Annotated in this window: 23 protein-coding genes and 1 pseudogene; 14 read left to right on the top strand and 10 right to left on the bottom strand. The window is 61.4% G+C overall.

Going from position 1 to position 24,551, the window contains the following annotated elements; genetic code table 11:
• The first annotated feature begins 12 nt into the window (after positions 1 to 12).
• The 5 genes from AB3X94_RS26135 to AB3X94_RS26155 all read left to right on the top strand — a co-directional run bounded on the left by AB3X94_RS26135 (position 13) and on the right by AB3X94_RS26155 (position 4,950).
• Positions 13 to 1,578 (top strand): methyl-accepting chemotaxis protein, encoded by a 1,566-nt coding sequence (locus tag AB3X94_RS26135; RefSeq protein ID WP_368613121.1) that lies wholly within the window; start codon positions 13 to 15, stop codon positions 1,576 to 1,578.
• 104 nt (positions 1,579 to 1,682) lie between these two features.
• Complete coding sequence (locus AB3X94_RS26140; protein ID WP_176384030.1) at positions 1,683 to 2,156, top strand: hypothetical protein; 474 nt, start codon at positions 1,683 to 1,685, stop codon at positions 2,154 to 2,156.
• Positions 2,153 to 2,329: a hypothetical protein gene (locus AB3X94_RS26145; protein WP_176106729.1), complete on the top strand. Its 177-nt coding sequence runs from the start codon at positions 2,153 to 2,155 to the stop codon at positions 2,327 to 2,329. The genes AB3X94_RS26140 and AB3X94_RS26145 overlap by 4 nt, the downstream gene beginning before the upstream one ends.
• Positions 2,330 to 2,660: 331 nt before the next feature.
• The gene (locus AB3X94_RS26150) at positions 2,661 to 3,689 is read left to right on the top strand and encodes a helix-turn-helix domain-containing protein (protein ID WP_368613122.1); all 1,029 of its coding nucleotides are present in this window, start codon (positions 2,661 to 2,663) and stop codon (positions 3,687 to 3,689) included.
• 4 nt (positions 3,690 to 3,693) lie between these two features.
• Entirely contained in the window at positions 3,694 to 4,950 is a 1,257-nt protein-coding gene (locus AB3X94_RS26155) for a Zn-dependent hydrolase (RefSeq protein WP_368613123.1), read from the top strand.
• Between the two features lie 8 nt (positions 4,951 to 4,958).
• Here the strand turns inward: AB3X94_RS26155 and AB3X94_RS26160 are convergent, their stop codons facing one another.
• A complete protein-coding gene (locus tag AB3X94_RS26160) occupies positions 4,959 to 5,264 on the bottom strand; it encodes a panthothenate synthetase (protein ID WP_176106726.1) in 306 nt (101 codons plus the stop codon).
• A gap of 134 nt (positions 5,265 to 5,398) precedes the next feature.
• Complete coding sequence (locus AB3X94_RS26165) at positions 5,399 to 6,022, bottom strand: methylated-DNA--[protein]-cysteine S-methyltransferase (RefSeq protein ID WP_368613124.1); 624 nt, start codon at positions 6,020 to 6,022, stop codon at positions 5,399 to 5,401.
• A gap of 299 nt (positions 6,023 to 6,321) precedes the next feature.
• Between AB3X94_RS26165 and AB3X94_RS26170 the strand changes: the two genes are divergently transcribed.
• The 7 genes from AB3X94_RS26170 to ilvD all read left to right on the top strand — a co-directional run bounded on the left by AB3X94_RS26170 (position 6,322) and on the right by ilvD (position 13,863).
• Entirely contained in the window at positions 6,322 to 7,701 is a 1,380-nt protein-coding gene (locus AB3X94_RS26170; RefSeq protein WP_368613125.1) for a leucine-rich repeat-containing protein kinase family protein, read from the top strand.
• On the top strand, positions 7,698 to 8,678 hold the full coding sequence (locus AB3X94_RS26175; RefSeq protein ID WP_368613126.1) for a substrate-binding domain-containing protein: 981 nt from the start codon (positions 7,698 to 7,700) through the stop codon (positions 8,676 to 8,678). The genes AB3X94_RS26170 and AB3X94_RS26175 overlap by 4 nt, the downstream gene beginning before the upstream one ends.
• Before the next feature lie 51 nt (positions 8,679 to 8,729).
• Positions 8,730 to 9,116, top strand: a complete 387-nt coding sequence (locus AB3X94_RS26180; RefSeq protein WP_368613127.1) for an amino acid ABC transporter permease — start codon at positions 8,730 to 8,732, stop codon at positions 9,114 to 9,116.
• A 79-nt stretch (positions 9,117 to 9,195) separates the two neighbouring features.
• A complete protein-coding gene (locus AB3X94_RS26185) occupies positions 9,196 to 9,843 on the top strand; it encodes a LysE family translocator (protein WP_368613128.1) in 648 nt (215 codons plus the stop codon).
• A gap of 23 nt (positions 9,844 to 9,866) precedes the next feature.
• Positions 9,867 to 10,298: an NUDIX domain-containing protein gene (locus AB3X94_RS26190; RefSeq protein ID WP_368613129.1), complete on the top strand. Its 432-nt coding sequence runs from the start codon at positions 9,867 to 9,869 to the stop codon at positions 10,296 to 10,298.
• Between the two features lie 285 nt (positions 10,299 to 10,583).
• Positions 10,584 to 11,729, top strand: coding sequence for a branched-chain amino acid ABC transporter substrate-binding protein (locus AB3X94_RS26195; RefSeq protein WP_176106719.1), 1,146 nt, complete (start codon positions 10,584 to 10,586; stop codon positions 11,727 to 11,729).
• A gap of 271 nt (positions 11,730 to 12,000) precedes the next feature.
• Entirely contained in the window at positions 12,001 to 13,863 is a 1,863-nt protein-coding gene (gene ilvD, locus AB3X94_RS26200; protein WP_176106718.1) for a dihydroxy-acid dehydratase, read from the top strand.
• A 119-nt stretch (positions 13,864 to 13,982) separates the two neighbouring features.
• On the opposite strand, the gene AB3X94_RS26205 is transcribed toward ilvD, so the two are convergent.
• On the bottom strand, positions 13,983 to 15,191 hold the full coding sequence (locus AB3X94_RS26205; RefSeq protein ID WP_368613130.1) for a GGDEF domain-containing protein: 1,209 nt from the start codon (positions 15,189 to 15,191) through the stop codon (positions 13,983 to 13,985).
• 338 nt (positions 15,192 to 15,529) lie between these two features.
• On the opposite strand from AB3X94_RS26205, the gene AB3X94_RS26210 reads away from it, so the two are divergent.
• Positions 15,530 to 15,985: a CHRD domain-containing protein gene (locus tag AB3X94_RS26210; RefSeq protein ID WP_176106716.1), complete on the top strand. Its 456-nt coding sequence runs from the start codon at positions 15,530 to 15,532 to the stop codon at positions 15,983 to 15,985.
• A gap of 48 nt (positions 15,986 to 16,033) precedes the next feature.
• Here the strand turns inward: AB3X94_RS26210 and AB3X94_RS26215 are convergent, their stop codons facing one another.
• The 3 genes from AB3X94_RS26215 to AB3X94_RS26225 form a co-directional block, all read right to left on the bottom strand.
• On the bottom strand, positions 16,034 to 16,726 hold the full coding sequence (locus tag AB3X94_RS26215) for a cytochrome b/b6 domain-containing protein (protein ID WP_368613131.1): 693 nt from the start codon (positions 16,724 to 16,726) through the stop codon (positions 16,034 to 16,036).
• A gap of 153 nt (positions 16,727 to 16,879) precedes the next feature.
• Complete coding sequence (locus AB3X94_RS26220; protein WP_368613132.1) at positions 16,880 to 18,079, bottom strand: diguanylate cyclase; 1,200 nt, start codon at positions 18,077 to 18,079, stop codon at positions 16,880 to 16,882.
• 200 nt (positions 18,080 to 18,279) lie between these two features.
• Positions 18,280 to 19,521 carry an FkbM family methyltransferase gene (locus AB3X94_RS26225; RefSeq protein WP_368613133.1) on the bottom strand — a complete coding sequence of 414 codons (1,242 nt, stop codon included), beginning with the start codon at positions 19,519 to 19,521 and terminating at the stop codon, positions 18,280 to 18,282.
• Between the two features lie 560 nt (positions 19,522 to 20,081).
• Here AB3X94_RS26225 and AB3X94_RS26230 point away from each other — a divergent pair.
• Positions 20,082 to 20,474: pseudogene (locus AB3X94_RS26230) on the top strand (SDR family oxidoreductase); the annotation flags it as partial.
• Between the two features lie 6 nt (positions 20,475 to 20,480).
• Here AB3X94_RS26230 and AB3X94_RS26235 read toward each other — a convergent pair.
• The 4 genes from AB3X94_RS26235 to AB3X94_RS26250 all read right to left on the bottom strand — a co-directional run bounded on the left by AB3X94_RS26235 (position 20,481) and on the right by AB3X94_RS26250 (position 24,423).
• The gene (locus AB3X94_RS26235; RefSeq protein WP_176110466.1) at positions 20,481 to 20,939 is read right to left on the bottom strand and encodes an MEKHLA domain-containing protein; all 459 of its coding nucleotides are present in this window, start codon (positions 20,937 to 20,939) and stop codon (positions 20,481 to 20,483) included.
• 641 nt (positions 20,940 to 21,580) lie between these two features.
• On the bottom strand, positions 21,581 to 22,873 hold the full coding sequence (locus AB3X94_RS26240) for an SUMF1/EgtB/PvdO family nonheme iron enzyme (protein ID WP_176106712.1): 1,293 nt from the start codon (positions 22,871 to 22,873) through the stop codon (positions 21,581 to 21,583).
• A 113-nt stretch (positions 22,874 to 22,986) separates the two neighbouring features.
• On the bottom strand, positions 22,987 to 23,643 hold the full coding sequence (locus AB3X94_RS26245) for a helix-turn-helix domain-containing protein (protein WP_368613134.1): 657 nt from the start codon (positions 23,641 to 23,643) through the stop codon (positions 22,987 to 22,989).
• Between the two features lie 312 nt (positions 23,644 to 23,955).
• A complete protein-coding gene (locus AB3X94_RS26250; protein WP_176106710.1) occupies positions 23,956 to 24,423 on the bottom strand; it encodes a universal stress protein in 468 nt (155 codons plus the stop codon).
• Positions 24,424 to 24,551 lie beyond the last annotated feature (128 nt).

Raw genomic sequence — 24,551 nt, forward strand, 5'->3', positions numbered from 1 at the left:
AGGCAAAAAAACATGCTAATGCTTCTTCGCAATCTCAAAGTACGCAACCGGCTGTTTGTTAGCTTCGCAATCGTTATCCTGCTGTTATGCGGTGCCGCGGGATTTGCGCTTTTCCAGGCGCATCGGATCGAATCGCATCTAGTGGACATCAAACAGAATTGGATGGAGTCGATCAAAACGATTGCTGATCTTCGTCTGGCCCTCAGCACGGATCGTCGCGCCACGCTGGGTCTGGTGTTGTCTGATTCCAAACAAGCCAAAGATACCAATGCGGCGATCCGTGCCCAAGCCTTGGATCAGCTGAGAAAGGGTGTCGATCACTATGAGAAAAACGCGCTGCCGGGCGAGGATCGTCAGTATTTCGAGAACGATAAGAAGGCAATTGCTGCGTATGCGGTGATCAACAAAGAACTCTACACGCTTGCAATGACTGACAATCCAGATCTCGCTACCGCACGGGTGCTCGCCAACACCAAGATCTTTGATGTCTTCAAGTCCACCGAGAACACGCTCAGCGCCCATATGGACTTCATCCAGAAGAATGCGGATGAAGCTGCGGAAAACGCCATTCACGACTACGACATGGCCCTGATGCTGACATTCACCGTGATCTGTATCGCTATCATTGCGACGGTATATGTCTGCAACACGGTTGCCACATCAATCGTCTTCCCGTTAAATGACGCCGTAAGAATTGCCGAAGCAGTTGCGTCGGGGGATTTGACGTCACAGGTCAGGGTGCATTCCGATACTGAACTCGGCCAATTGATGCGTGCGCTTCGCAGCATGAATGAGAGTCTCGTGGATATCGTGAAGCAAGTCCGGTCCGGTAGCGAGGCCGTATTGACCGGCGCATCCGAAATCGCGGCAGGTAACGAGAACCTGAGCCAGCGCACCGAGGAACAGGCGGCGTCTCTCGAACAGACGGTAGCTTCGATCCAGCAGTTGACGGCGACCGTGGAGAACAACGCGGCGAATGCCAGACAGGGCCTCAAACTCGCGCAGACTACATCCGATTTGGCAAACGGCGGTGGAGAGGTCATGAAAGTGGTCGTGACCACCATGTCAGGCATTGCCGATCAATCCAGGAAAGTCGCCGACATCATTGCGACTATCGAGGGTATCGCCTTTCAGACCAATATCCTGGCCCTTAACGCGGCGGTTGAAGCTGCACGTGCTGGCAACGAAGGTCGTGGCTTCGCCGTCGTTGCTCAGGAGGTCCGCACGCTGGCTCAACGCTCGGCATCGGCCGCCAAGGAAATCAAGGAATTGGTCAGCAATTCGGTCACCCGCGTTGATCAGGGATCTCAGCTGGTGAACGATGCCGGTTCAAAAATTAACGAGGTGGTGAGTGAGTTCGCCCACGTTTCGAGCCTGATGGAGGAGATCACCCATGCATCCGATGACGGCCACCGGGGCATCATGGAGATAAACAAGGCAATCGGCGAAATCGATACCGTGACCCAGCACAACGCAGCCCTGGTCGAAGAGGCCGCTGCCGCTGCCCGTGGCGTTCATGCGGAAGCTGAACGCCTACAGTCACTGGTTACCAACTTCAAGATCGCACGCGCTATTTGATTCACGGTCTTTGGACACCCGCGGTTGACTCCTCACGATGCCTTTCAGGGAGTGAGTAAACGGCCGATGGCAAAATTTCTAATCCGCGAAAGGATAAAAAAGCGATGAAAATAGCAAATGAATCACCTTGGAAGTTCGTCGTCATGTGGATGAGGCTATATTTCGCATTCCACTATCTCTCTTCCGGGCTGAATTTCGTGGTTTTCAGATACATTCCGGATTTCAGCCACGCGGGAAAAGTGGGCGCCTATATAGGCGCTATGGCAGATATCGGCTTCTACCAAATGGTCAAATATCTGGAAGTTGTGCTTGGCTCCATGCTGCTGCTAAACATTGGGGTGCCGTTGGCATTGATCATAATGGCCGGCGTCAGCGTCACCATTGTCTTCCTCAACCTCTTCGTTTCGCCAGATCCGCGCGAACTGTTCACCGGCTTCCAGGAGTTGCTCTTGAACGGAGGACTCTTGCTAGCGTACGGAGGGTACTATGCAAATTTTTGTCGCGTCAAGGCAGAGCCCTTTTGGTTTTGGGACGGAATGCGGAAGCGGGGAGATTTCGACGCAAGGAGCCAATCGTGAATAAAGATTTTTTGGTGGTTTTTTCCATCATTGCCGTTGCAGTTTTGATAGTAATTTCGACGTCCACCATTTTCTTTGCGCGGCACTTGCGTTTTTATGACTATGGGCCTCCATTGGGGGCAGGGCTATTCACGTTGGCGGCAATGCTTCGAGCCGCAGCGACGAACCGATAGCTGCTGGATGCGCGTTCATTTGAAACGATTTACGTTTCGAACCGGTTATAAAAAAATAACATGGCCTCCGTCTGGAGGCCATTTTTTATGTTGTTCGGCCGGACCGCGAGTGCCTGCGACATGGACGAAGGCGAGCTCGAGCGGCGGCATGAGAGGCCTTGCGCAAAGAAAAAAGACTTTGTAGGCTGGTGCTGGTGCCTGTCAGGCATGAGCGGAGCGGGGGCACATGAGCTTCGACGGCCACGGCATCGGCGCACTAGCAACAGGCTCATGACGTTTTCGCCAACCGCGGCTATCATGCCGCGCACACTACAAAACCGGCGGGGAGACCTTGACGACCAATCAGGCAGCCAACCGCACCGCAACCGCGGCCGCAGCAATGCCAGCGGCTTTCGACTACACCCACTTCGACACCTACACCAAGGCGCCGCGCGCGCAATTGCCTATGTGGCGCGAGCGCGTGGGCCATTTTCTCGACGTGCCGATCTCGCGCCGGCAACTGGCCGACGGCTTTCGCGGCAGCATCGACACCTATCGCGCCGGTGGCATGGCCTTCACGGATTGCCGCACCGATCCGGTCGCGCAAGCGCGCTCGGTCGCTCGCATTTCGACCGATAACGTGCGCCAGCTCGTGTTTCACGTGGCCGTCGAAGGGACCTTCGAGACGACCACCGGCCTCTATCCGAAGCGCGTCGCGCTGCAAACGCGGCCGAGCATCCTCGCACTCGACATGAATCAGCCGATGCAGATGACGCGGGGGCCGTGCCGCCTGGTCGCGCTGTTTGTGCCGCGCCATCTGATCGATCCGGTGCTGCCGGAAGCGGAGTCGATACACGGCCGCATGATCGAATATGAAACGCCGCTTGCGCGGCTGATTCCCGCGCATCTGGCCGATCTATGCCGCAGGTTGCACACGATGGACGCGCCCGCGGCGCAGGAAGCGTTCCACACCTGCGCGTTGCTGATGGCGGCGGCGTTCGGCAAGGAGACGGGCTTGACCGGCGGTGCGCGCGCGGTGGCACGTACCGCGATGTTCGCGGCGGCGCGCCGCTATATCGACGCGAATCTCGGCCAACCTGATCTGACCGTCGACAGCGTGCTGGCCATGTCGCAGCTGTCGCGCCCCACGCTGTATCGATTGTTCGAGCCGGAGGGCGGGCTCCACGCGTATATTCGCAACCGGCGCCTGCGCGAGGCGGCCGACGAACTGCATCGCTACCCGCGCAGGCCGGTGATCGACGTCGCGTACGGCTGGGGCTTCAATAGCGCGTCGGATTTCAATCGCGCGTTCAGACGTGCGTACGATATGTCGCCGGGCGATTTTCGCGCGGCCGCATCCGCAATCAATTCAGGGAGATGACAACGTGGTAAAGATCGATCCGGACCGGCTGATGGCCGACCTCAAACGGCTGCGCGGGTTTGGCGCGGCCGGCTCAGGCGCGACCGGTCCCGGCGTGGTCCGGCTCGCGCTGTCGCCGGTCGATCTTGCGGCACGCGTATGGCTGGTCGGCAGGATGACGGAGGCGGGGCTCGACGCGCGCATCGACGGCGTGGGCACCGTGTTCGGACGCTCGCGCAACAGCGGTCCCGCGCTCGTGATCGGTTCACACACGGACACGCAGCCGACCGGCGGCTGGCTCGATGGCGCAATGGGCGTGATCTACGGGCTCGAAATCGCCCGCGCGCTCGCGGAGAACGACGCGACGCGGCACCTCGCCGTCGACGTCGCGTCGTGGATCGACGAGGAAGGCACGTTCTCGGGCCTGCTCGGTAGCCGTAGCTTCGTCGGCGAGGCGGTCGACGAGTCGATTCGCGGCGCGACCAACCGGCAGGGCGAACGTCTCACCGATGTACTGGCGGCGGCGGGCCTCGCGGGCCGGCCGCGTGCGCGTTTCGAGGCAGGGCGCCAGGTCGCGTATCTGGAGCCGCATATCGAGCAGGGCGGGCGGCTCGAAGCGATCGGCAAGTCGATCGGCGTGGTCACGACGATCGTCGGGCTGCGCGAATCGCGGCTGCGCTTCACGGGTCAGCGCAACCATGCGGGCACGACGCCGATGGCGATCCGCCGCGACGCGGGCGCGGCGCTCGTCGCCTTCATCGCGCGGATGAACGACGCGTTCAAGCAACTGGCCGACGCGGATACCGTCTGGACCGTGGGCCGCATCGATCTCGATCCGGGCTCGATGAGCGTCGTACCCGGCGCTGCCGACATGTACCTGCAATTCCGTGACGCGAACCCCGCACGGCTTCAGGCAATGGAGCACGCGCTCGCGGAACTGGTGCGCGACTTCAATGCGCACAACGCCATAAGCGTCGACTTGCAGACGATCGACGAGCCGATCGAGCCCGTCAGCATGGACGCCACGCTCGCGGAGCACATCGCGCGAGCCGCCGAAGCGATCGCGCCGGGCCAGTGGCTGCGCATGCCGAGCGGTGCCGCACACGACGCGCAGGTGATCGCGCGTTGCATGCCGGCCTGCATGATGTTCGTGCCGAGCATCGGCGGCGTGAGTCACGACTTCATCGAGGACACGGCCGAGGAGCATATCGTGCTCGGCTGCGAGGTCGCCGCGACGGCAGCGGCTTCGATGCTGCTGCAGCTATCGGCGGGGCATTCCTGAGGGCCGCGCTACTTCCACTTGTCGCCTAGCGCGTCGAGGCCGGCTTTCATCAGATCATCGGGCAGCATCGCGATGCGCAGTTCGCACTCGGCGTCGAGCTTCAGGAACCACGGTTCGGCGAGTGCGGGAATCGCCGATGCATCGGCGACATCGACGACCGCCACCGCGCCGCGTTTGCCCTGCTGCTCGGTGAAGTAGATGGCTTCCGGCTTCATGTCCTCGAGGATCTTTTGCATCAGCTCGCCGATTCGGCCGTCGCGCACGAGTGTGCCGAACGGTTCGTTCGGTATTTGTATGTTGAGAAGCATGCGCATGTCATCCTCCTATTCGATACCTCAACGGGCATCTCAAGGATAGGTGTTGCATGCGCGGCCGATGGCGTTGATCGCGGACGAAGCATCGGCGATTACGGCCGACGGGTGGCGCGTTGTGCTGTGTCTGCGCGGCTTCAGCTACCGAACAGCGATCCCTGCGTTCCCCGGCTCGGCGGGTGATGCGCCGGTTTCGCGGGTGCATCGTCCCTGACCGGCCGCGCCGCCTTTCCTTCCGGCGCGGGCCGTTGCGCGTCATCGGCCGCTGCTTCGAGCGACGTCTGCCCCGCCTCCAGCGAAAGCAGCAGCATCTTGTTGGCGAGGCCGCCGGCGAACCCCGTCAGCTCGCCCGACGCGCCAATCACGCGATGACACGGCGCGACGATCGAAATCGGATTCCGGCCATTTGCCGCGCCCACCGCGCGCACTGCATTGAGCTTGCCGATCTGCTGCGCGATCTCCGAGTAGCTGCGCGTCTGGCCAAACGGGATGGTCAGCAGCGCGCGCCAGACCTGCTTCTGGAACCCGGTGCCCTGAAAATCGAGCGGCAGATCGAAGGTCTGGCGCGTGCCCGCGAAGTACTCGCGCAATTGCCGCTCGGTTTCGACGAGCACCGCCAGCTCGTTCGCTTCGCCCATTTCGCCGAGTCGCACGCGATTCGGCTTGTCGCGTTCCCATAGAATCGCGGCAAGGCATTCGCCTTTCGCCACGAGCTTCAACTGACCGACCGGCGAATCGATCAACTTGTATGCGTACGTCACTTTCTCAGGCTCCTGACAGGGTGGAGGCGCAAGACCCGCGAGACGGACGTGCTTGGACGACCGGACGCGGAAAGCTGTATGAAGGCTGCGCCGATACAGGGGAGTGTCCCGCTCGCGTCGCCTGAACGCCCTCCGGATATTGCTGTCTCATTCGCATTCGACGCGGCCGCGACTGTCGTGAGCATCGCGGCGATCACGTCACTGTACCGCAGAGAACCCCAGATGGCCTTTGACTCAGTAAAATCGATAGCTTCGGTACGACGCGCTGCGCGCGCTACCCGATCTTCTTTCCCACGACTGTGACCACGACTTTAGAACAACTGCGGGCCGGGCAACTGGCGGGTACGCGCGAACTCAAACTCGCGTGCGGTCTCAGCGAATTTCCGCGGGAGATTTTCGATCTCGCCGATACGCTCGAAGTGCTCGACCTGTCGAACAATGCACTGACGACGCTGCCCAAAGATCTGCCGCGCCTGCGCAAACTGCGCATCCTGTTCGCGTCCAACAACCCGTTCACCGAACTGCCCAGTGTGCTCGGCGAATGCGCGCAACTGAGCATGATCGGCTTCAAGTCGAATCGCATCCGCGAGGTGCCGGCGAGCGCGCTGCCGCCGCTGTTGCGTTGGCTGATTCTGACCGACAACGACATCGAAAGCTTGCCCGCGGAACTCGGCCGCTGCACGCAACTGCAGAAGCTGATGCTCGCCGGCAACCGGCTGCGCGCGCTGCCCGAGGAACTGGCCGCATGCACGCGGCTCGAACTGCTGCGGCTCGCGGCGAATCGGTTCGACGCGTTACCGCATTGGTTGCTGCGTCTGCCGCGGCTTGCGTGGCTCGCGTATGCGGGCAATCCGTTCGACGCGGCGCTCGAACGGGCGGCGCTCATCGACACACCGATCAGCGGCATTCGCTGGGATGCGTTGCGGCTCGAACGGCCGCTGGGCCAGGGCGCATCGGGCGTCATCTATCGCGCGGCGCTGCACGCGGACCACGAACCCGCGCCGCGTGCGGTCGCCGTCAAGCTGTTCAAGGGCGCGGTGACGAGCGACGGTTTGCCCGACTGCGAAATGGCTGCTTGCATTCGCGGCGGCGAACATGCGAACCTGATTCCCGTGCTCGGCAAGGTGATCGGGCATCCGTCGGACACGCATGGCCTCGTGATGGGATTGATCGATCCGCGCTTCGCCAGTCTGGCCGGTCCGCCGAGCCTCGCATCGTGCACCCGCGATATCTATCGCGACGACGCGTGCTTCGACCCCGAGACGGTGCTCGGTATCGCGAGCGGCATCGCGAAGGTCGCGAGTCATCTGCATCGGCGTGGCGTAATGCATGGCGATCTGTACGCGCACAATATCCTGCACGGCGGCGCGGGGCGCGCGCTGCTCGGCGATTTCGGCGCGGCGTCGTTTTTCGATGCCGGCGATCGCGAGCTCGCCATCGCGTTGCAGCGGCTCGAAGTGAGGGCGTACGGCTGTCTGCTCGAAGAACTGCTGGAGCGTTGCGACGCGCCAGCGGACATCGCCGGGCAACTGGCCGCGTTGAAGACGCGTTGTCTGAGCGAAGACATCGACAGCCGGCCGCTGTTCGACGAAATCGTCGCCAGCGTCGCGTCGTTCGATCGGCACATCGGCAACCAGTCCGTCCGCAAGCAGCACCTCCGCGAAGGAGTCAAGCCATGACGCAGAACATGCGCCGCCGCGTGCTGCTCGCGGGCGCGCTGGCAGCAACCGGTCTCGCCGGCGTCGCGCGATTCGCGGACGATGCCCATGCCCAGGTACCGCCCGGCGCGAAGCCGAAGATCGCGCTCGTGCTCAAATCGATGTCGGACCCGTTCACGGTCGCGATGGTCGACGCCGCGCGCAATTACCAGCAGCACTTCTCGTCGCAATTCAGCCTGACGATTCGCGGCACGGCCAGGCAGACCGACACCGCCGCGCAGATCCGCATGGTCGACGAGATGATCAGGGCGAAGATGAACGCGATCGTGATCGCGCCGACCGACTCGAAGGCGCTGATCCCGGTGATTGCACGCGCGATCAAGGCCGGCATCATCACGATCACGATCGACAACCCGCTCGACGACGCGACGCAGGCGGCCGCCGGCATTTCGGTGCCGTTCGTCGGGCCGAACAATCGCAGCGGCGCGAAGCAGGTCGGCCAGTATCTGGCCACGCGGCTGAAGCCCGGCGATCAGGTCGGCATCATCGAAGGCATTTCGGTGAGCAGCAATGCGCAGCAGCGCACGGCCGGCAGCCGCGACGCGATGGATGCGGCGAAGGTGCAGGTCGTCGCGGTCGAGTCGGGTAACTGGGAATACGGCAAGGGCCGCGACGTGGCGGCGAAGATGCTGGCCGAGCATCCGCAGCTTCGCGCGCTGTTGTGCGGCAACGACAACATGGCGATGGGCGCGGTCGACGCGATTCGCGACGCGGGCCGTGGCGGCGGTGTCTATGTCACCGGCTACGACGCGATCGATGCGATCAAGCCGCTGCTCGCCGACGGCCGCGTGCTCGCGACGATGAACCAGTTCGCCGACCGCCAGACCGTGTTCGGCATCGACTTCGCATTGAAGGCGGTGACCGAGCGACGCAAGCAGCGCGAGCTGTCGAGGGTGATCGAGACGCCGCTGCAACTGGTGACGGCCTCGAAACGTTGAGGCGGGGCGCGCGATTGCGCCGCTTGCGTCGTCGATCCGATTCCCGCTGGCGTGGCCGCTTTGTCGTTGTGCTATGGGGCCTATATGACCGAGATCTTTCGCGCCGGCATTCAAAGCATTCCGAAAGGGCAGTGGGATGCGGCACGCGCGCTCGGTCTCAGCCACGGCATGATGATGCGGCTCGTGATTCTGCCGCAGGCTCTGCGTGTGATCATTCCTCCGACCGGCAATCAGTTCATCGCGATGCTGAAGGATAGTTCGCTGGTATCCGTCGTCGGTGTGTGGGAGCTGACCTATGTCGCGACCACCGAAGGGCAGCGCGAATTCCGTCACATGGGGATGCTGATCAGCGCGTCGGTGATTTACTGGCTGCTGTCGATGGTGCTCGAAGTGATCCAGTCGCGTATCGAACGCCGCTTCAGGAGGTCCGCGCGATGACGCCGGTCGCGGCGTTTTTTTTCCGTGTCATCATGTCTGGTCTGTTGGAATCCAATCACAACGAACTCCCGGACCTGCCATGTCATTCCATACCTGGTTGCTTTTCGCCGCTGCCTATCTGCTCACCACCATTTCGCCGGGACCGAACGTTCTGCTGGTGATCCGCAACTCGGTTCGCTATGGAAGCCGCGGCGCGGCCGCGAGCGTTGCCGGCAATCTGCTCGCGCAAGGAGTCGTCGTCGCGCTCGTGGCGCTCGGTGTCGGCGCGGTATTGACGACGCTGCCGCCGCTCTTCGTCGCGATGAAAGTGCTCGGCGCGGGTTATCTGATGTATCTCGGCATCAGGCAACTGCGCGGCGGCGGCAACAGGCAGGCAGCGCAAGCCGCGCAGCCCACGGGCGTCGCATCGCCCGCTCATACGTTCGAGCGCAGCAAAGTATTCCGCGAAGCCTTGCTCGTGTCGGGCAGCAATCCGAAGACGATGATCTTTCTTTCGGCGTTCATGCCGCAATTCATCGACCACGAGCGCGGCCTGCCGGAGCAGTTCATCGTGATGTATCTGACGATCTCGGTCACCGTCGCGCTCGTACACACCATTTATTCGCTCGGCGTGCAAGGTATCCATAAGCGCGTCGGACCCAGCCGGTGGATCGCGACGATCAAACGCGGCGGCGGCCTCGTCTTCGTCGCGCTCGGCATCAAGCTGCTGACCGCTCAGCGCACCTAGTCCATCACGATGGCTGCAAGCAAATGAGCCGAATGCAAAGCGTCGTCGATGTGAACGTGCTGTTTCTGAACGGGCAGGGCGAGTGCCTTTTCACACAGCGGGCGAATACCGGTTTCAGGGACGGCCAGTACGCGCTGATTGCCGGCCATCTCGAACCTGGCGAATCGATCGAAGAGTGTGCGATTCGCGAGTCGAAAGAAGAAGCGGGCGTGACGATTGCGCCCGGCGAACTCGAATTCAAGCTCGTGATGCGGCGCGACTCGGACACGAACCGCATCAGCTTCTTTTTCGCGTGCCGTTCGTGGCAAGGCGAACCGGCGAACATGGAGCCGCACAAGTGCTCGGGCTTCGTGTGGGCGAAGCCGGACCATCCGCCGGCGCCGATCGTCGACTATGTGGCGGCCGCTCTCGCGCATATCCGCGAGGGCGTGATGCTGGCCGATTTCAAGCCTTGACTGCTCCGTACCGTTGCCGAAGAATAAGCGCGAGATTCAGCTTTATTGGCTGAGTTGCCGCTTATTTCGTCACTTTTACTGACGATTCCCTCAGCAAATCGAACGCGCAATCTCCCGCTTCAATAGAGCGACGAAACGACCGCTCATTGACGCCGCGCCAATCCCATTGCGCGGGAATTTGTCGCTTGCGCCGGTTTTGCGTTATCGTGCTGCACCAAAAATGGCGGAGCTGGCGAATTGCCCAGCCGTCCGGTTGGCAAGGTAAGTAAAGAGGAGATGTGTCGTATGTCGTTCAAGCTTCACAAACTGCTGCCGCTCAGCGCGGCAGTCGTCGCATTCGCGGGCATTGCCGGTACGGCAAATGCGGATCAGGTCGTCAAGATCGGTCACGTCGGTCCGTTGACGGGCGGCTCCGCCCACCTCGGCAAGGACAATGAAAACGGCGCGCGCCTCGCGATCGAGGAAATCAACGCGAAGGGCCTGACGATCGACGGTCAGAAGGTCACGCTCGTGCTCGACGCGCAGGACGACGCGGGCGACCCGCGCCAGGCAACCCAGGTCGCGCAGAAACTCGTAGACGACAAGGTCGTCGCGGTGGTCGGCCACCTGAACTCGGGCGCGTCGATTCCGGCATCGAAGATCTATAGCGACGCGGGCATCGTGCAAATTTCGCCGTCGTCGACGAACCCGGCCTACACGCAGCAGGGCTTCAAGACGACCTACCGCGTCGTCGCGACCGATGCACAGCAAGGTCCGGCACTCGCCGCCTACGCCGCGAAGACCCTGAACGTGAAGACCGTGGCCGTGGTCGACGATTCGACCGCCTATGGCCAGGGTCTCGCGAACGAATTCGAAAAGACCGCGAAGTCGCTCGGCCTGAAGGTCGTCTCGCACGACGCGACCAACGACAAGGCGGTCGACTTCCGCGCGATCCTGACCAAGATCAAGGGCGAGAATCCCGACGCGATCATGTACGGCGGCATGGACGCGACCGGCGGTCCGTTCGCGAAGCAGGCGCGTCAGCTGGGCCTGCGCGCGAAGTTGCTGTCGGGCGACGGCGTGTGCACCGAAAGCCTCGCGGACCTCGCCGGTCCGGCGGCGGGCAACGTGGTGTGCTCGCAGGCCGGCATGGCCGTCGAGCGCATGAACGGCGGCGCGCAATTCGCGGCGAAGTACACGAAGCGCTTCGGTCATCCGATCGAATTCGACGCACCGTTCACGTACGACGCGGTGTATATCGTCGTCGACGCAATGAAGCGCGCGAACTCGACCGACCCGGCGAAGGTGCTGGCCAAGGTGTCGAGCACCAACTACAAGGGCGTGACCGGTGAAACGACGTTCGACGCGAAGGGCGACCTTCAGCATGGCGTGATCTCGCTGTACGACTACAAGGATGGCAAGAAGTCGCTGCTCGACGTCGTGAAGATGTAAGAGCGCAGACGCGTCAAAAGCGTTGAAAGCACGAAGGGCCGACGAAGCATCGCTTCATCGGCCCTTTGCTTCGACTGAAGTCGAGCGGCGTAGATCGGCTAAGCGGTCGCTTCATCGATTAATATCTTTCGCGACCTAATCTCGCAGAAAAAATATATTGGACGTCTTACTGGCGTTCTTGCACTATTCGTTTCCAGCGCCGACTCCGCGCTGCGATCCCCACGCCCGCGCGGGCGCTCAAAACCGATAACAGCAATCCCTGAGGATACAGATGCCCAACTATCGCTCACGCACTTCGACTCATGGCCGCAACATGGCCGGCGCCCGCGCGCTGTGGCGCGCGACCGGCATGAAGGACGACGATTTCGGCAAGCCGATCATCGCGGTCGTGAACTCGTTCACGCAGTTCGTGCCGGGCCACGTGCATCTGCGCGACCTGGGCGCGCTGGTCGCGAAGCAGATCGAAGCGGCCGGCGGCGTGGCGAAGGAATTCAACACGATCGCCGTCGATGACGGCATCGCGATGGGTCACGGCGGCATGCTGTATTCGCTGCCGTCGCGCGAACTGATCGCGGACTCGGTCGAGTACATGGTCAACGCGCACTGCGCGGATGCGATGGTCTGCATCTCGAACTGCGACAAGATCACCCCGGGCATGCTGATGGCCGCGATGCGCCTGAACATTCCGGTCGTGTTCGTGTCGGGCGGCCCGATGGAAGCGGGCAAGGTCAAGTCGCCGACCGACGGCCAGGTGATCGCGAAGATCGACCTGATCGACGCGATGATCAAGGCCGCCGATCCGAAGATCAGCGACGCCGAAGTCGCCGAAGTCGAGCGCAGCGCGTGCCCGACCTGCGGTTCGTGCTCGGGCATGTTCACGGCGAATTCGATGAACTGCCTGACCGAGGCGATCGGCCTCGCGCTGCCGGGCAACGGTACGGTCGTCGCGACGCACGCATGGCGCAAGGGGCTGTTCGAGCAGGCGGGCAGCCTCGTCGTCGAGCTGTGCCGCCGCTACTATCAGGAAGAGGATGCCTCGGTCCTGCCACGCAGCATCGCCACCAAGCAGGCCTTCGAAAACGCGATGACGCTCGACGTCGCGATGGGCGGCTCGACCAACACCGTGCTGCACCTGCTGGCCGCCGCACAGGAAGCGGGCGTCGATTTCACGATGTCGGACATCGACCGCATCTCGCGCAAGGTGCCGTGCCTGTGCAAGGCCGCGCCCATGACCGACAAATACCACATCGAGGACGTGCATCGCGCGGGCGGCATCATCGGTATTCTCGGCGAGCTCGCGCGCGCAGACCTGCTCGATCTGTCGTGCGGCAACGTGCATAGCGGCACGCTCGGCAACGCGATCGCGAAGTGGGACATCGCCGGCGGCGCGGGCGACGAAGCGCAGAAGTTCTTCCGCGCGGCGCCGGGCGGCATTCCGACCACGGTCGCGTTCAGCCAGGAAGCGACCTACGCGACGCTCGACACGGACCGCAAGAGCGGCTGTATCCGCAGCAAGGAAAACGCGTATTCGAAGGACGGCGGCCTCGCGGTGCTGTACGGCAACCTCGCGGAGAAGGGCTGTATCGTGAAGACCGCGGGTGTCGACGAATCGCAGTGGCTGTTCTCGGGCCGCGCGCGCGTGTTCGAAAGCCAGGACGACGCGGTCGATGCGATTCTCGGTGACAAGGTCGTGCCGGGCGACGTCGTGGTGATCCGCTACGAAGGTCCGAAGGGCGGTCCTGGCATGCAGGAAATGCTGTACCCGACTTCGTATCTGAAGTCGAAGGGCCTCGGCAAGAGCTGTGCGCTGTTTACCGATGGCCGTTTCTCGGGCGGCTCGTCGGGTCTCGTGATCGGCCATGCGTCGCCGGAAGCGGCGGAAGGCGGCACGATCGGTCTGGTCGAAGACGGCGACGTGATCGAGATCGACATTCCGCAGCGCAAGATGCATCTGGCGGTGTCGAATGAAGAGCTCGCACGCCGTCGTGCGGCGATGGAAGCGCGCGGCGCCGACGCATGGCAGCCGACCAATCGCGAGCGTGTGGTGTCGCAGGCATTGCAGGCGTATGCGGCGCTCGCGACTTCGGCCGATCGCGGCGCGGTGCGCGATATTTCGCAATTGAAGCGCAAGTAAAGCGCGAATCAGCGCGACGGCCCTGTTCGCGGTGACGCGGACGGGCCGAACACAGACCGGTATGCGGGCGACTGCATGCCGGTTTTTTTGCAGGGGCAGTACCCAGCGCGGAACCTTCCTTAAGCCGGAAAACTGAAAACGAGGCCATCGGCAGGCTGCGAAGACGCTGCAACCATCACGCAGTTTCTGCCGTTGGCTTTCGCTGCATAGAGCGCCGTGTCGGCTCTCGCCATCACTGAGGCAACGGTATCGCCATTACCGAATTCGTCGACGCCAGCGCTGAGTGTGCAGGCGACATCACCGGTCGGAGCACGCGCAACAGACGCCGCGACGAGTGCGCGCAACCGGTTCGTGAGATGGGCCGCTTCGTCTTTGCCGGTCAGTGGCATCAGCAGCGCAAACTCTTCACCGCCGATGCGGCCAAGCACGTCGGTTTGCCGTAGTTCGCGCGATATCGTCAAGGCAACATGCGCAAGGGCCTGGTCGCCGGCTGCATGCCCGTATCGGTCATTGATGCCCTTGAAGTTATCGATGTCCAGGATCGCGATGGACAGCTTCGACTTCGCCACCTTTGCCAACGCGAACAGCGCCTCCGCGCGCGCGATGAAAGCGCGCCGTCCGAGCGCGCCCGTCAGATCGTCGATGGTGGCGAGGCGTTCCATCCGCTCCGCCAGCCGGTCATGAGCCAGCATTACCATGCCGACCGACAGGCATGGCAAAGTCAGTATCGCCATGCCGAGAAATGCGACGTTTAGCGGCGTTTCCTCCAGAAAGACCGATTCATGCGCTAGCCCCGACCCATATACGATGCAGCGGGCTGCGTGGACGACCGCCCCCAACACCGCGGCAACAGCCACGAAGTGGTAGCCGTATTTCGGTCTGCCCGCCGGCCGATACCGTTGCACGATCCAGGCGATCGCAAATCGGATGTAGGCGAGAAAACCCGAGATCATCGCGCCCCGGGCACTGACGTCAGGCGACACGTAAGTCCAATAAACGAGTCCCGCCAGGATCGCGCACAGCGCGCCGTACTCCCAGATTACCGATGGCGGCCGATGAAAGAATTGCCGGAAGCCGTGAATCGCGAGGAGCGACGCGACGAGCAGCAATACGCTCGCGCCCAGTACGACGAGATCAGACCTACGGAACAGGAGGAGCGTGGCCGTGACGGCCAGCAGACCACTCGCCACACACCAACGGCGTATCCCCGGAACCTGAGTGTGAAACAGCGAGCCTAGAACGGCGACGCTCATCAGGCAGGACAGAATCGCAATGCCGATTAGCGCGTTCGGGATGGACATGGCAGCGTAACGATGGGTGTGATCCATGAAGGCGCCTGGCGCAATACGAGGTCGCGCCGGTTACATCCGCTGCCTTCGCGCAAAGCGCATATCGTACCGGAAGAATTTTTCGCTTTGGATCGATTTTTCAACGATTTTCGCCCAGCGTTTTCCTTTCGGCTCGCTGTCCACACTTGTGGGACGTCGACGTAACGGGGCGGTCGTCATGCCCTGACCAGAGTTCGGCCTGATGCGAACTTCGCGTAACGGCCGGCTTGCGTCTATGCTTGACTCACTTGTTCGGCTGTCTACGACGTCGACGAGCTCTTCTGCAGTCTTCAATAATCGCCCGTTCACCAAGGGCAAACCCAACAGGAGAAAACCAGATGTCACGATCCATCACGCGGCGCGCTTTCATGGTGTTCGGTGGTTTGGCCTTAGCGGGTACGCTGACCCTGGCGCAAGCGGCGCCCGTCTCGTTCGCGGTGCCTTTGACGGGCGCTCAACAGGTTCCACCGGTGCAAACTCCGGGCAGCGGCAACGCCAAGCTCACGTACGACGCCAGCACACGGGTCGTCACCTGGAACATCACCTTCAGCGGATTGACGAGTCCGACCACGATGGCGCACTTCCACGGACCCGCCCCGGCCGGTAAAAACGCCGGCGTAAAAGTCTGGATCTCGCAGAAAGGCTCCACAGAGGTGACGAGCCCGATCACCGGTCAGGCCACGTTATCTCCGGACGAAGCCAAGATGTTCGAAGCGGGTGAGATGTACATCAACGTTCACACGAAGAACAATCCGGACGGCGAGATTCGTGGCCAGGTGACGCCGCCGAAGTGAAGCTGAAGCAGGCACGGTAGCCGCGCCGAGATCGGGTGCATGGCTTGCTCACAGATATGCCGCGAGCAGCATCATCACGGCTACGCCGACGCCGAGCGGCAGCAGCGCCAGCAGCGCTGGCGCCTGCCGCGGCGCGTCCACGGACGAGGGCAGCAGTTTGTAGCCGGTCAGCATCGGACGAAGCAGGTTGTGTCCCTTCGCTACCGCGTAGACGGCGATCACGAGCACATGCAGCGCGACGGCCGCGAGCAGCACGTACCAGACGAGCCCATGCAGCGCCAAGATTGCGTTGGCGAGCCACGCGGGCACGAGTTCGCTCAACGGGCCTTCGTCGGCGATGTCGTTGTTGACGTAGAGCCCGCTCAGCGTCTCGGTCAGCACCAAGGCGAGCAGAAATAGGACCATCCAGCCGCCGGCTGCATTGTGGCCGACCTGCACATCCGGTTCGCGATGAAACAGCCGGCGCAAATGACGAAGCGCGGCCGCGGGCGACGCCACGAAACTGCGAAAGCGCGCGGTCTCACTGCCAAAGCAGCCCCACAGCAGCCGGAAAATAACCAGGGCGAGCAGCGTCTCGCCGACGCGCACGTGCCAGTCGATCCAGTTCAGCTTCAGGGTGATATAAGCCGCAGCGACCAGCACGACCACCAGCCAGTGAAACAGTCGCACCGGCGCGTCCCAGACCAGCACCGGACGGGGCATTGGCTGTGTCGGCCGCGTGACGGGTTTGGGTGCATCCATGTTGTTGGGCCTACGTGCGCAAGCGGCGGTTTGGCGATGTGAGCTCGGGCGGTAGCGGGCGACTAAGCATACCTCTCACCGATCCTTGACGTACCTTGGCGAAAATTTGACGAACACTACCGATATGAAGGTGCATGCCACATTACTGAGCGATCAAATCTGGTTTCGATCCGCGGAGTAGCTATCGGCAGGGAGCGCAGCCCTTGGCGTCTGTTCGAGCCGGTTGCCGCCTAGCGACTTGGCTCGATACAACGCCTGGTCGGCGGCTGAGAGCAGGTCGGCGAGGGAAGCCGTTTCGCGACTCGACTCGGCGAGTCCAATGCTGACGGTGGCGCGGACCCGGTCGCCGTCGGCGCCATGGGACATTGCAGCGAACCGGCTGGCAACGGTCTCGCCCACCTTTCTTGCGCGTTCGCTGTCGTGCCCGGGCAACAGGGCGGCAAATTCTTCGCCGCCGATGCGTGCAAGAATCGCGTCTCTGCCCGTCACGGCTCGAACGGTTTCCGCGAATGATCTCAAGACCTCGTCGCCAGTCTTGTGTCCGTAGCGGTCATTGATTCTCTTGAAGTGGTCGAGGTCGAACGCGAGGAGCGTGACGGGTCGTCGATGTGTCTGGTGGTCGCTGATGGCCCGCTCGCCCTCTTCGAAAAACAACTTTCGATTGCCGAGGCGAGTCAAGTAATCCGTGCGGGACTCTTGCAAAAGCTCACCATGAATTTCTTCCCGGGTCATCCGGAGCAAGGTCATCGGCAAAATGACCGAGTAGAGAACTCCTTCGTACATCGTGATTTCGCTGGAGACAGCCAGCACGCGTGGCCCGAAGATCGACACCATCCATGGCAGCACGAAAGCCCGGGTGACGTAAAACAGCGCGTGGATGCCCGTGACCACCACGGCGACGCGCCGGGATTGAACCGCCGGCATGCCGTCGCCTCGCAACAGTTCGAGCGACGTCATGGCGGAAGCCAGCGCGATCGGGATGGCGCTGACGTACATCCAGACGGCAGCCTGCCAACGCACGCCGGCTACCGTCCACGTGAGCGCCGTCAGCACGAGCAAACCGATCGAACTCGCGAGATAGCGCCGGCCGTTGAACATTGCCACACCGTCGAGGACGAGCAGATAGCCGGTGAGAATCACGAGATTACTCACTGCCGGGCCAGCGGCGCCGAGCAGTTGAACCCGAAACAAGGCCGCCGCGCAACCCAGTCCAAGGGTGGCGTAGCCGATCGCCAGCGTTCGCAATTCCTTGCTGCGCTTCGGATGAGACAAGTGTTCCCAATACATCATCGCGGAACTGGCTAATAAGGTTCCAATCACGAGAAGGTATAGGGTGGCTAGATCGACTTTCATCGCTGACTTCAGAGCGCGTCCCCGCAATGACGGGGAAAAGGTTGGAGACTACATATGGGATAACGGCAAATGCCGCGCATGTTTGCGAAATGATAACGGAATGGATAACGTAGCGGTCGTGGCATCGGTGTCCCAGTACACGTCGTGCCAGGCAGCGCGATCGAGTAGAGCGCCATTACGTCTGTGCGCAGCGGCAACCACTAGTTGAGATGCTTGTTAACCGCCAGAAAAATCAACTGGGATTCGTTGCCTTTATGGCTCACGGTAAAGCCGTTTTGCTCGAGGAACCGCAAAAATGCCAAACCGTCACCCCTATCAGATCCACCTGCCTCGCCAACGATCACGCGAACCTTCTGTGACAACAGTCGGCCGTGCGGAAACAAAATGGCATGCTCCGAGCCTTCGACATCAATCTTCAACAAATCCAGGATTTCCGACGAAAAGCCCCGCAGTAGCGTCGGAAAATCCGTTACGGGGACCTCGACTGTCTCCGCTGAGGAATGCTCGACCATGTTCAGCTTATTTCCGCCAGTGTTGTCGGAGCTAATAAACAGCGTGCCCACGCCAGACGCCGAAGACACTGCCATCTCCTTCAGATCGATCGAAGATTGGAGCTGGTTGAGGCCGATGTTCTTCCGAATCAACTCGGCATTACGAGGTGCCGGCTCGACAATGATTATCTGCATGGGCTGTTTCAACAGCGCACTGACCTGGATAGAGAACGAACCGATGTGACCGCCGAGATCGAGTACGGTAGTGCCATGGAAGTCGATTCCTGACAGTTGGTCGAGATATTCGGACCTTACCTCATCGACAATACCCTCATCCATTGTGCCGGTTCGCACCGCAAACTGAAAACCGTACCTGCTTACGATGACTACGTCGCCCGGTGCCTTGTTGTCCGCCACTTGCTCCGCGAGTTGCCTCGGTGACTCGGGATTGGGCACCGTACTGAGGCGGAGACTCCTGTCGGCAATAACGATATACGCGCCATTCGCAAACGGGACTTGCATCTGCGCGATCCTCTCTGCGTACTGTGGCGGAACCTGATTCAACATTGCCCGGTTGATTACCATCAAGCGCACCTGCGGAGAATATTCTCCGATAGGACACAGTTCCAGCCTGCCGTTCAGCAACAACGGACGAACCATCCCAAATACCTTTTTCCAGTAGTTTGGGACCGCAATGGTCAACTGATCATCCGATTTCAGCGAATTGAGATTGGGAACAAGCCACATCAGCATCTCGATTGATTGTTCGTCCCCTGCCTGCTTCGCAAGAATCTTTACGGCTGAATCATTCTTTGGTTTTCCGAGAAACGGTGGCGCTGCACTGAAGAGCTTCAAGCGAGTGCGAGTATCAATGTAACTAAAGGCACGTCTTAGCAAGTTTCGGGTGCCGCCCGACTTATAAGCCGATGCTATTTTCTGAATCAGTTCCATCTCGAAATGTCTTTTCCGATGAGTGCACTAAGATCTAAATGTGCGGCGGGGGAGTTTAGCCACAGGCATGTTCTTTGTAGGTTACGTGTTTTTTGAGGTTTCCAGCAATTTATTTTTCTTGGCCGGCCCAACAAGCGCGCGTAAGACTTTTGCCTTCATTCTGTTCGGATGGGGGTATTGTAGAAATAACGATGATCGGGGCAATGCTCAGGTGATGACGCGCAGCCTTACGAAGGGCGGGAGGAACCTATTCCGGCATCACCGTCTTGCTGAAGTCCGGATTTTTCCAGAACTCCACTTCCGCGGTGTGAGCGATTTTAGTTAGGCGGGCGAACGTCAGTAGTATCGCGAATGCGTTCACCGTGTTGTCCGAACGGCAACAATCGAAGCCCTGTTGATTGATGTTCCGCACGCAACAATGTGGTTGCCGGCAACGACCTACCGCAGGAAGCAGCGCGTACGTAAGATCGCTCGTGGATGGACCGCCGTCGCCGCGCACGCCGAATATGGCGCCACGCGCGGCGGAAATCTGTAGAGGCAATATCGCACGGAGAAACTACATGAAGATCATCGTCATTGGCGGTACGAGACTTATCGGCAGCAAGTGGTGAAGAATCTTCGCGAGCGCGGTCATACCGCCGTCGCGGCTTCGCCGGCAACCGGCGTGAATACGCTCACCACCAAAGGACTGCGCGAGGCGCTCGAGGGGTGCGACGTCGTCGTCGATCTCGCCAATTCAAGGACAACGCCGTTTTGGCCTTCTTCGAAACATCGGGCCGCAATCTGTTCGCGGCGGAAATCGAGGCCGGTGTCCGGCATCACGTCGCGCCTTCTGTCGTTGGCACCGACCGGCTTTCGCAAAGCGGCTATTTCCGCGCGCCAAGATCGTGCAGGAAAAACTCATTCGCGATTCGGGCGTGCCATACACGATCGTGCATTCCACACAGTTCTTCGCGCGATCAGATGTCGCGCGTGCGTGGGATGACCACCGCCTGGCCGTGCAGTGTGCCGTCCGCGTCGAGTAGCTGCCACAGTGTGGCTTGCTCGATGATGAAGCGCTCGCCAGACTTGGTAACACGCACGCCCCTGTAGTTCGTCTCGTAGCCGAGCCGCTGCACGCGTTCGAGGAATTGCTGCCGTTCTTCACGATTCGGGGCCTCGGCGGAAAGCCGGGACGGCAACCTGGTGATTTCATTCCAGCTATATCCAAAGCGGCGCTGTGCGGCCTTGTTGCCGTAAATAAAGACCGGGTCTGGATCGGTATTGTGCGCGAGTACCGCGAATGGGGCATGTTCATAGAGCCATTCGGTCGCTTCAATAACGGACATGACGTGCGGAACCAGCCGGTGACCGACTAGCCGGGCGTAACTGTCGGAAAGCAGTTGGTAAAAAGCCGGATTACGGTGGAGTGGAATCATCGGGTTTATCTCGACGAAGAACATTGGGGACACTGGATCAAGGAATCCTGATCCAGATTGTCCATGAATGGCGAATCCAAGTCGAACAACTGAGACCTGACGGGGACAACGGTGTCGAGCGGCCGATCGAAACCATTGCCGCACCGAAAATCCCGCCGAAGCGGGCCTATGCTAAACGTTAGCTGTGCACGAAGGCGAGCAGATCCGCGTTAGCTTCAACCCCGCTGAGATAGACAGGCCGAGTACTGACAAGGGCGTTCCGCGCTCGGAATGAATAACGCCCTGCTGACATTGGTATAGCGTGAGCCGTCAACGTGATCCGCAAAGCCCTATTCACTGGTGAGGAGGACCATCCTCATCGCAACGAGGGCTTACTCGTGCTGATGCTACTTTCCCGACACGTCCACCCCAGAGCGGTCTGCGAGGCTGATTCCGGCTCTATCCGTCCAGTGGATGGCAACGTTGGTTGGACCCGTCGGATCGCCTGTTTCAGTGGGTTTCGACGCCGCTCGAGAAACTGTGTGCGTCAGCTCGTCGAGGGAACATTGGAGATAGAAGCGTAAACAACAAACTAACCGATAGATGAGTGGGTTGACAGTAAAGCGATAGTCAAGATTTCGCGTCAGCTATCGCTTTATCGATCACCCCCGCACACACCGAAACCCCGCATACACATACTGATAGTGCGGCTGAAACCAGTTGCGAAATTCCGGCCGCAGCATGCACAGCGCCGTACGCGCCGAGCCGCCCTTCAGCACGTAATGCTGTCCATCGAAGAAGTTGGCCGAATAGCCGGGATAGAACGGAAACGCTTCGAACCCCGGCAGCGCTGCGAATAGCGTCGAGGTCCATTCCCAACCGTTGCCGAACTGACCTTCCGCACCGAACGTGCTGACGTTGTCCGGATGCGCATCGACGGGCAGTGGGTCCCAGCTGCGGAAATCGAAATTCCCCGATGCCGCGTGCGGCGCGCCGTGCGCCGCGCGTTGCCATTGCGCCTCCGTCGGCAGGGCTTTGCCGGCCCAGCGCGCGTAGGCGCTCGCTTCGGCGTGGCTCACGTAGACGGGCCAGTCGAGCGGCAACGGCACGTCGTCGAACATCGTGCGCAGCGTCCATGCGGTGCGGCCGTCTTCCGACGTGCGTTGCGACCAGCCGGCCGGATGCTCGATGCACTCCGCTTCCTTCCACGCCCAGTCTTTCGGCGACCACCACTTCGGCTCGCGATAACCGCCGTCTTCGAGGAACTCGAGGAACGCACCGTTCGTGACCATGTATCGATCGATCTCGAACGCGGGCACCTCCACGCCCATCTCGCCGAATTCATTGTCCCAGCCGAAACGGCCGGCCTCGCGCGGCATGCCGAGCACGGTCGTGCCGGCGGGCACGCGGACCATCGACGATAACCCGTCGCGCCGCTCCGTGCGCGTCACCACCGGTTCGCGCAATGCGGTGTTTTTCTGCGCGAGCGGCAACTGATGGAGCATGTACGCGAGCGTTTCCGCGTGCATCAACCGATGCTCGATCGCGACGTTCAGCAACTGCACGGCCGCTTCATCGCCCACCGGGTTGCCGAGTTCGTCGAGCGCGGCGTCGATCTGGCGGCGCGCGCGCATCGCATACTCGCCCACGGCGTCGAGCGACGGCCAATCGCTGGGCTGATCGGTGGGAAAGCCGCCGTCTACCGGATCGATGCCGAATGCGAACAGCTGGTCGAGTTCCGGTGCGAAAGCCGGCAGATCGAACAGACGCTGGTCGAACAGATTGCGATCGAACGCTTCGAGATGGCCGATATAGAACACGACCCGGTGACGCTCGCGGATCGGCCGTTCATAGAGGTAGTCGGGTTTGACGATTGCAAACAGGTCATCAGTGACTTGACGCGCGTCGTGCAGGCGCTGCACGAGCGGATGATGCGGGGCAGGGTCGCGATTCATTGGGGCCGGGTCTCCATGCAACACGGTCGCCGTGGGGGCGGTCTGAAAACTTTACCCCCTTGCAGACGGCGTGCCAAGACGAACCGCGCGACCGTTCAGCCCCGGCCAGCCGCTCAGACCTGCCGCAAGCCTTCGAGATCGACGATGTGAATATGCTTGCCCCGCGTGTCGATCAGGCCACGCTTTTGAAATCTTGACAGCGTGCGGCTGACCGTTTCGAGCGTCATGCCGAGGTAGCTGCCCATGTCCTCGCGCGTCATGCGCAGGTTGAATTCCGACCACGAGTAGCCGCGCTGCGCATTGCGCTGCGACACGTCCAGCAGGAAGGCGGCGACGCGTTCGTCGGCGGACAGCGAGCCGAGCACCATCATCTGCGCGGCCTCGCTGACGATCTGCGCACCCAGCAGCTTGTGCATGCGCTCCTGGATCGAACCGATTTCGCGGCATAGCTGCTTCAGCGCACTGTATGGAACGATGCACACCGTGCTGTCTTCCAGCGCGACGGCGCTGCACGCATGGAGGTCCGCGCTGATGCCGTCGAGCCCGAGCGGCTCGCCCGCAAGACGCAGGCCGGTGACCTGCTCGCGGCCGTCGCGGTGGACCATCACGGTCTTCATCGAGCCGGAACGCAGCGCGTAGATGCTGTCAAAGCGGTCGCCGCTGCGATACAGCGCTTCGCCGCGCGGCACCGAGCGCGCCGAGCAGATCAGCGTTTCGAGCTTCGGCAGCTCCTCCGCCGACAGCCCCTGCGGCATGCAGATCTGACGCATCGAACAACTGGAGCAGCGCGCGGCGGTGCGTGCGGTGGCGCGTCCCGCCATGGACTCGCGGCTGCCGCTCGCGGCAGAGCCGGCGGAGCGGGTCGAGGAACGGGGCACAGCGGTAGGATTCAGCATGTTCTGCGCGCAATTGATTATTGGTAGTGGTGAAATTGTCCCACCCGTTATGACCCTCAACGGGTGGCAAAGTGACGCGTTCGCTGCCTCGCTTTCCTGGCGACGGTGCTGCCCCGACGAAGGTGGGAAGGCGAGCCGCCGCGGCTTATGTCGTCGTGGCTCACCGTCTTGCGCATGATGACCGTGTCAGACGGGTTGCTTGTCGGCGCCCGCGGCGGACGGTACCAGCAGAACCGGCAGCGTGGCCTGGCGCACGCAGCGTTCGGCGACGCTGCCGAGAATCAGCCGCTGGAAGCCACGCCGGCCGTGCGTGCCCATCACGAGCAGGTCTGCGTTGAATTCGGCGGCGGCGTGCAGCACGATCTCGGCGACATCGCCGAGCGACGAAGCCTCGGAAACCCCCGGGTCGCCTTTCACACCTTGCTCGGCCATCACTTTCGAAAACTCCGCACGCAGCTCCTGGCCTTCCTCGATCAGCCGGTTGCGCAGGATCGACGGGTCGTAGCCGGGCGCCTCGAAGTACATCGGCGTATTTTCGACGACATAAAACGGCCGCAGCACAGCGCCATTCGACTTGGCGAGTTCGAGCGCCGCTTCGAACGCACGGCGCGAGGTATTGCTGCCGTCGACCGCTACAAGGATGCGTTTGTACATATCGGCTCCACGTCAAAAAAGCGTCTGCCACATTGCTAGCCGCGGCGGGGTTTTATTGATCTTTTATACCAATGGAGCTTAGATGATTGCCGGAAAAGATGCACTCGACCAGGATGTAAATCAAACAT

Origin of the sequence: Paraburkholderia sp. BR10923 (genome assembly GCF_040948765.1) — a bacterium.
GTDB lineage: Bacteria > Pseudomonadota > Gammaproteobacteria > Burkholderiales > Burkholderiaceae > Paraburkholderia > Paraburkholderia youngii.

Coding starts and splice junctions, on each gene's coding strand:
- AB3X94_RS26135 (WP_368613121.1), top strand. CDS start 13: ATGCTAATGCTTCTTCGCAATCTCAAAGTACGCAACCGGCTGTTTGTT.
- AB3X94_RS26140 (WP_176384030.1), top strand. CDS start 1,683: ATGAAAATAGCAAATGAATCACCTTGGAAGTTCGTCGTCATGTGGATG.
- AB3X94_RS26160 (WP_176106726.1), bottom strand. CDS start 5,264: ATGCGCATGCTTCTCAACATACAAATACCGAACGAACCGTTCGGCACA.
- AB3X94_RS26175 (WP_368613126.1), top strand. CDS start 7,698: ATGACGCAGAACATGCGCCGCCGCGTGCTGCTCGCGGGCGCGCTGGCA.
- AB3X94_RS26185 (WP_368613128.1), top strand. CDS start 9,196: ATGTCATTCCATACCTGGTTGCTTTTCGCCGCTGCCTATCTGCTCACC.
- AB3X94_RS26190 (WP_368613129.1), top strand. CDS start 9,867: ATGAGCCGAATGCAAAGCGTCGTCGATGTGAACGTGCTGTTTCTGAAC.
- AB3X94_RS26195 (WP_176106719.1), top strand. CDS start 10,584: ATGTCGTTCAAGCTTCACAAACTGCTGCCGCTCAGCGCGGCAGTCGTC.
- ilvD (WP_176106718.1), top strand. CDS start 12,001: ATGCCCAACTATCGCTCACGCACTTCGACTCATGGCCGCAACATGGCC.
- AB3X94_RS26205 (WP_368613130.1), bottom strand. CDS start 15,191: ATGGATCACACCCATCGTTACGCTGCCATGTCCATCCCGAACGCGCTA.
- AB3X94_RS26210 (WP_176106716.1), top strand. CDS start 15,530: ATGTCACGATCCATCACGCGGCGCGCTTTCATGGTGTTCGGTGGTTTG.
- AB3X94_RS26215 (WP_368613131.1), bottom strand. CDS start 16,726: ATGGATGCACCCAAACCCGTCACGCGGCCGACACAGCCAATGCCCCGT.
- AB3X94_RS26220 (WP_368613132.1), bottom strand. CDS start 18,079: ATGAAAGTCGATCTAGCCACCCTATACCTTCTCGTGATTGGAACCTTA.
- AB3X94_RS26225 (WP_368613133.1), bottom strand. CDS start 19,521: ATGGAACTGATTCAGAAAATAGCATCGGCTTATAAGTCGGGCGGCACC.
- AB3X94_RS26235 (WP_176110466.1), bottom strand. CDS start 20,939: ATGATTCCACTCCACCGTAATCCGGCTTTTTACCAACTGCTTTCCGAC.
- AB3X94_RS26240 (WP_176106712.1), bottom strand. CDS start 22,873: ATGAATCGCGACCCTGCCCCGCATCATCCGCTCGTGCAGCGCCTGCAC.
- AB3X94_RS26245 (WP_368613134.1), bottom strand. CDS start 23,643: ATGCGTCAGATCTGCATGCCGCAGGGGCTGTCGGCGGAGGAGCTGCCG.
- AB3X94_RS26250 (WP_176106710.1), bottom strand. CDS start 24,423: ATGTACAAACGCATCCTTGTAGCGGTCGACGGCAGCAATACCTCGCGC.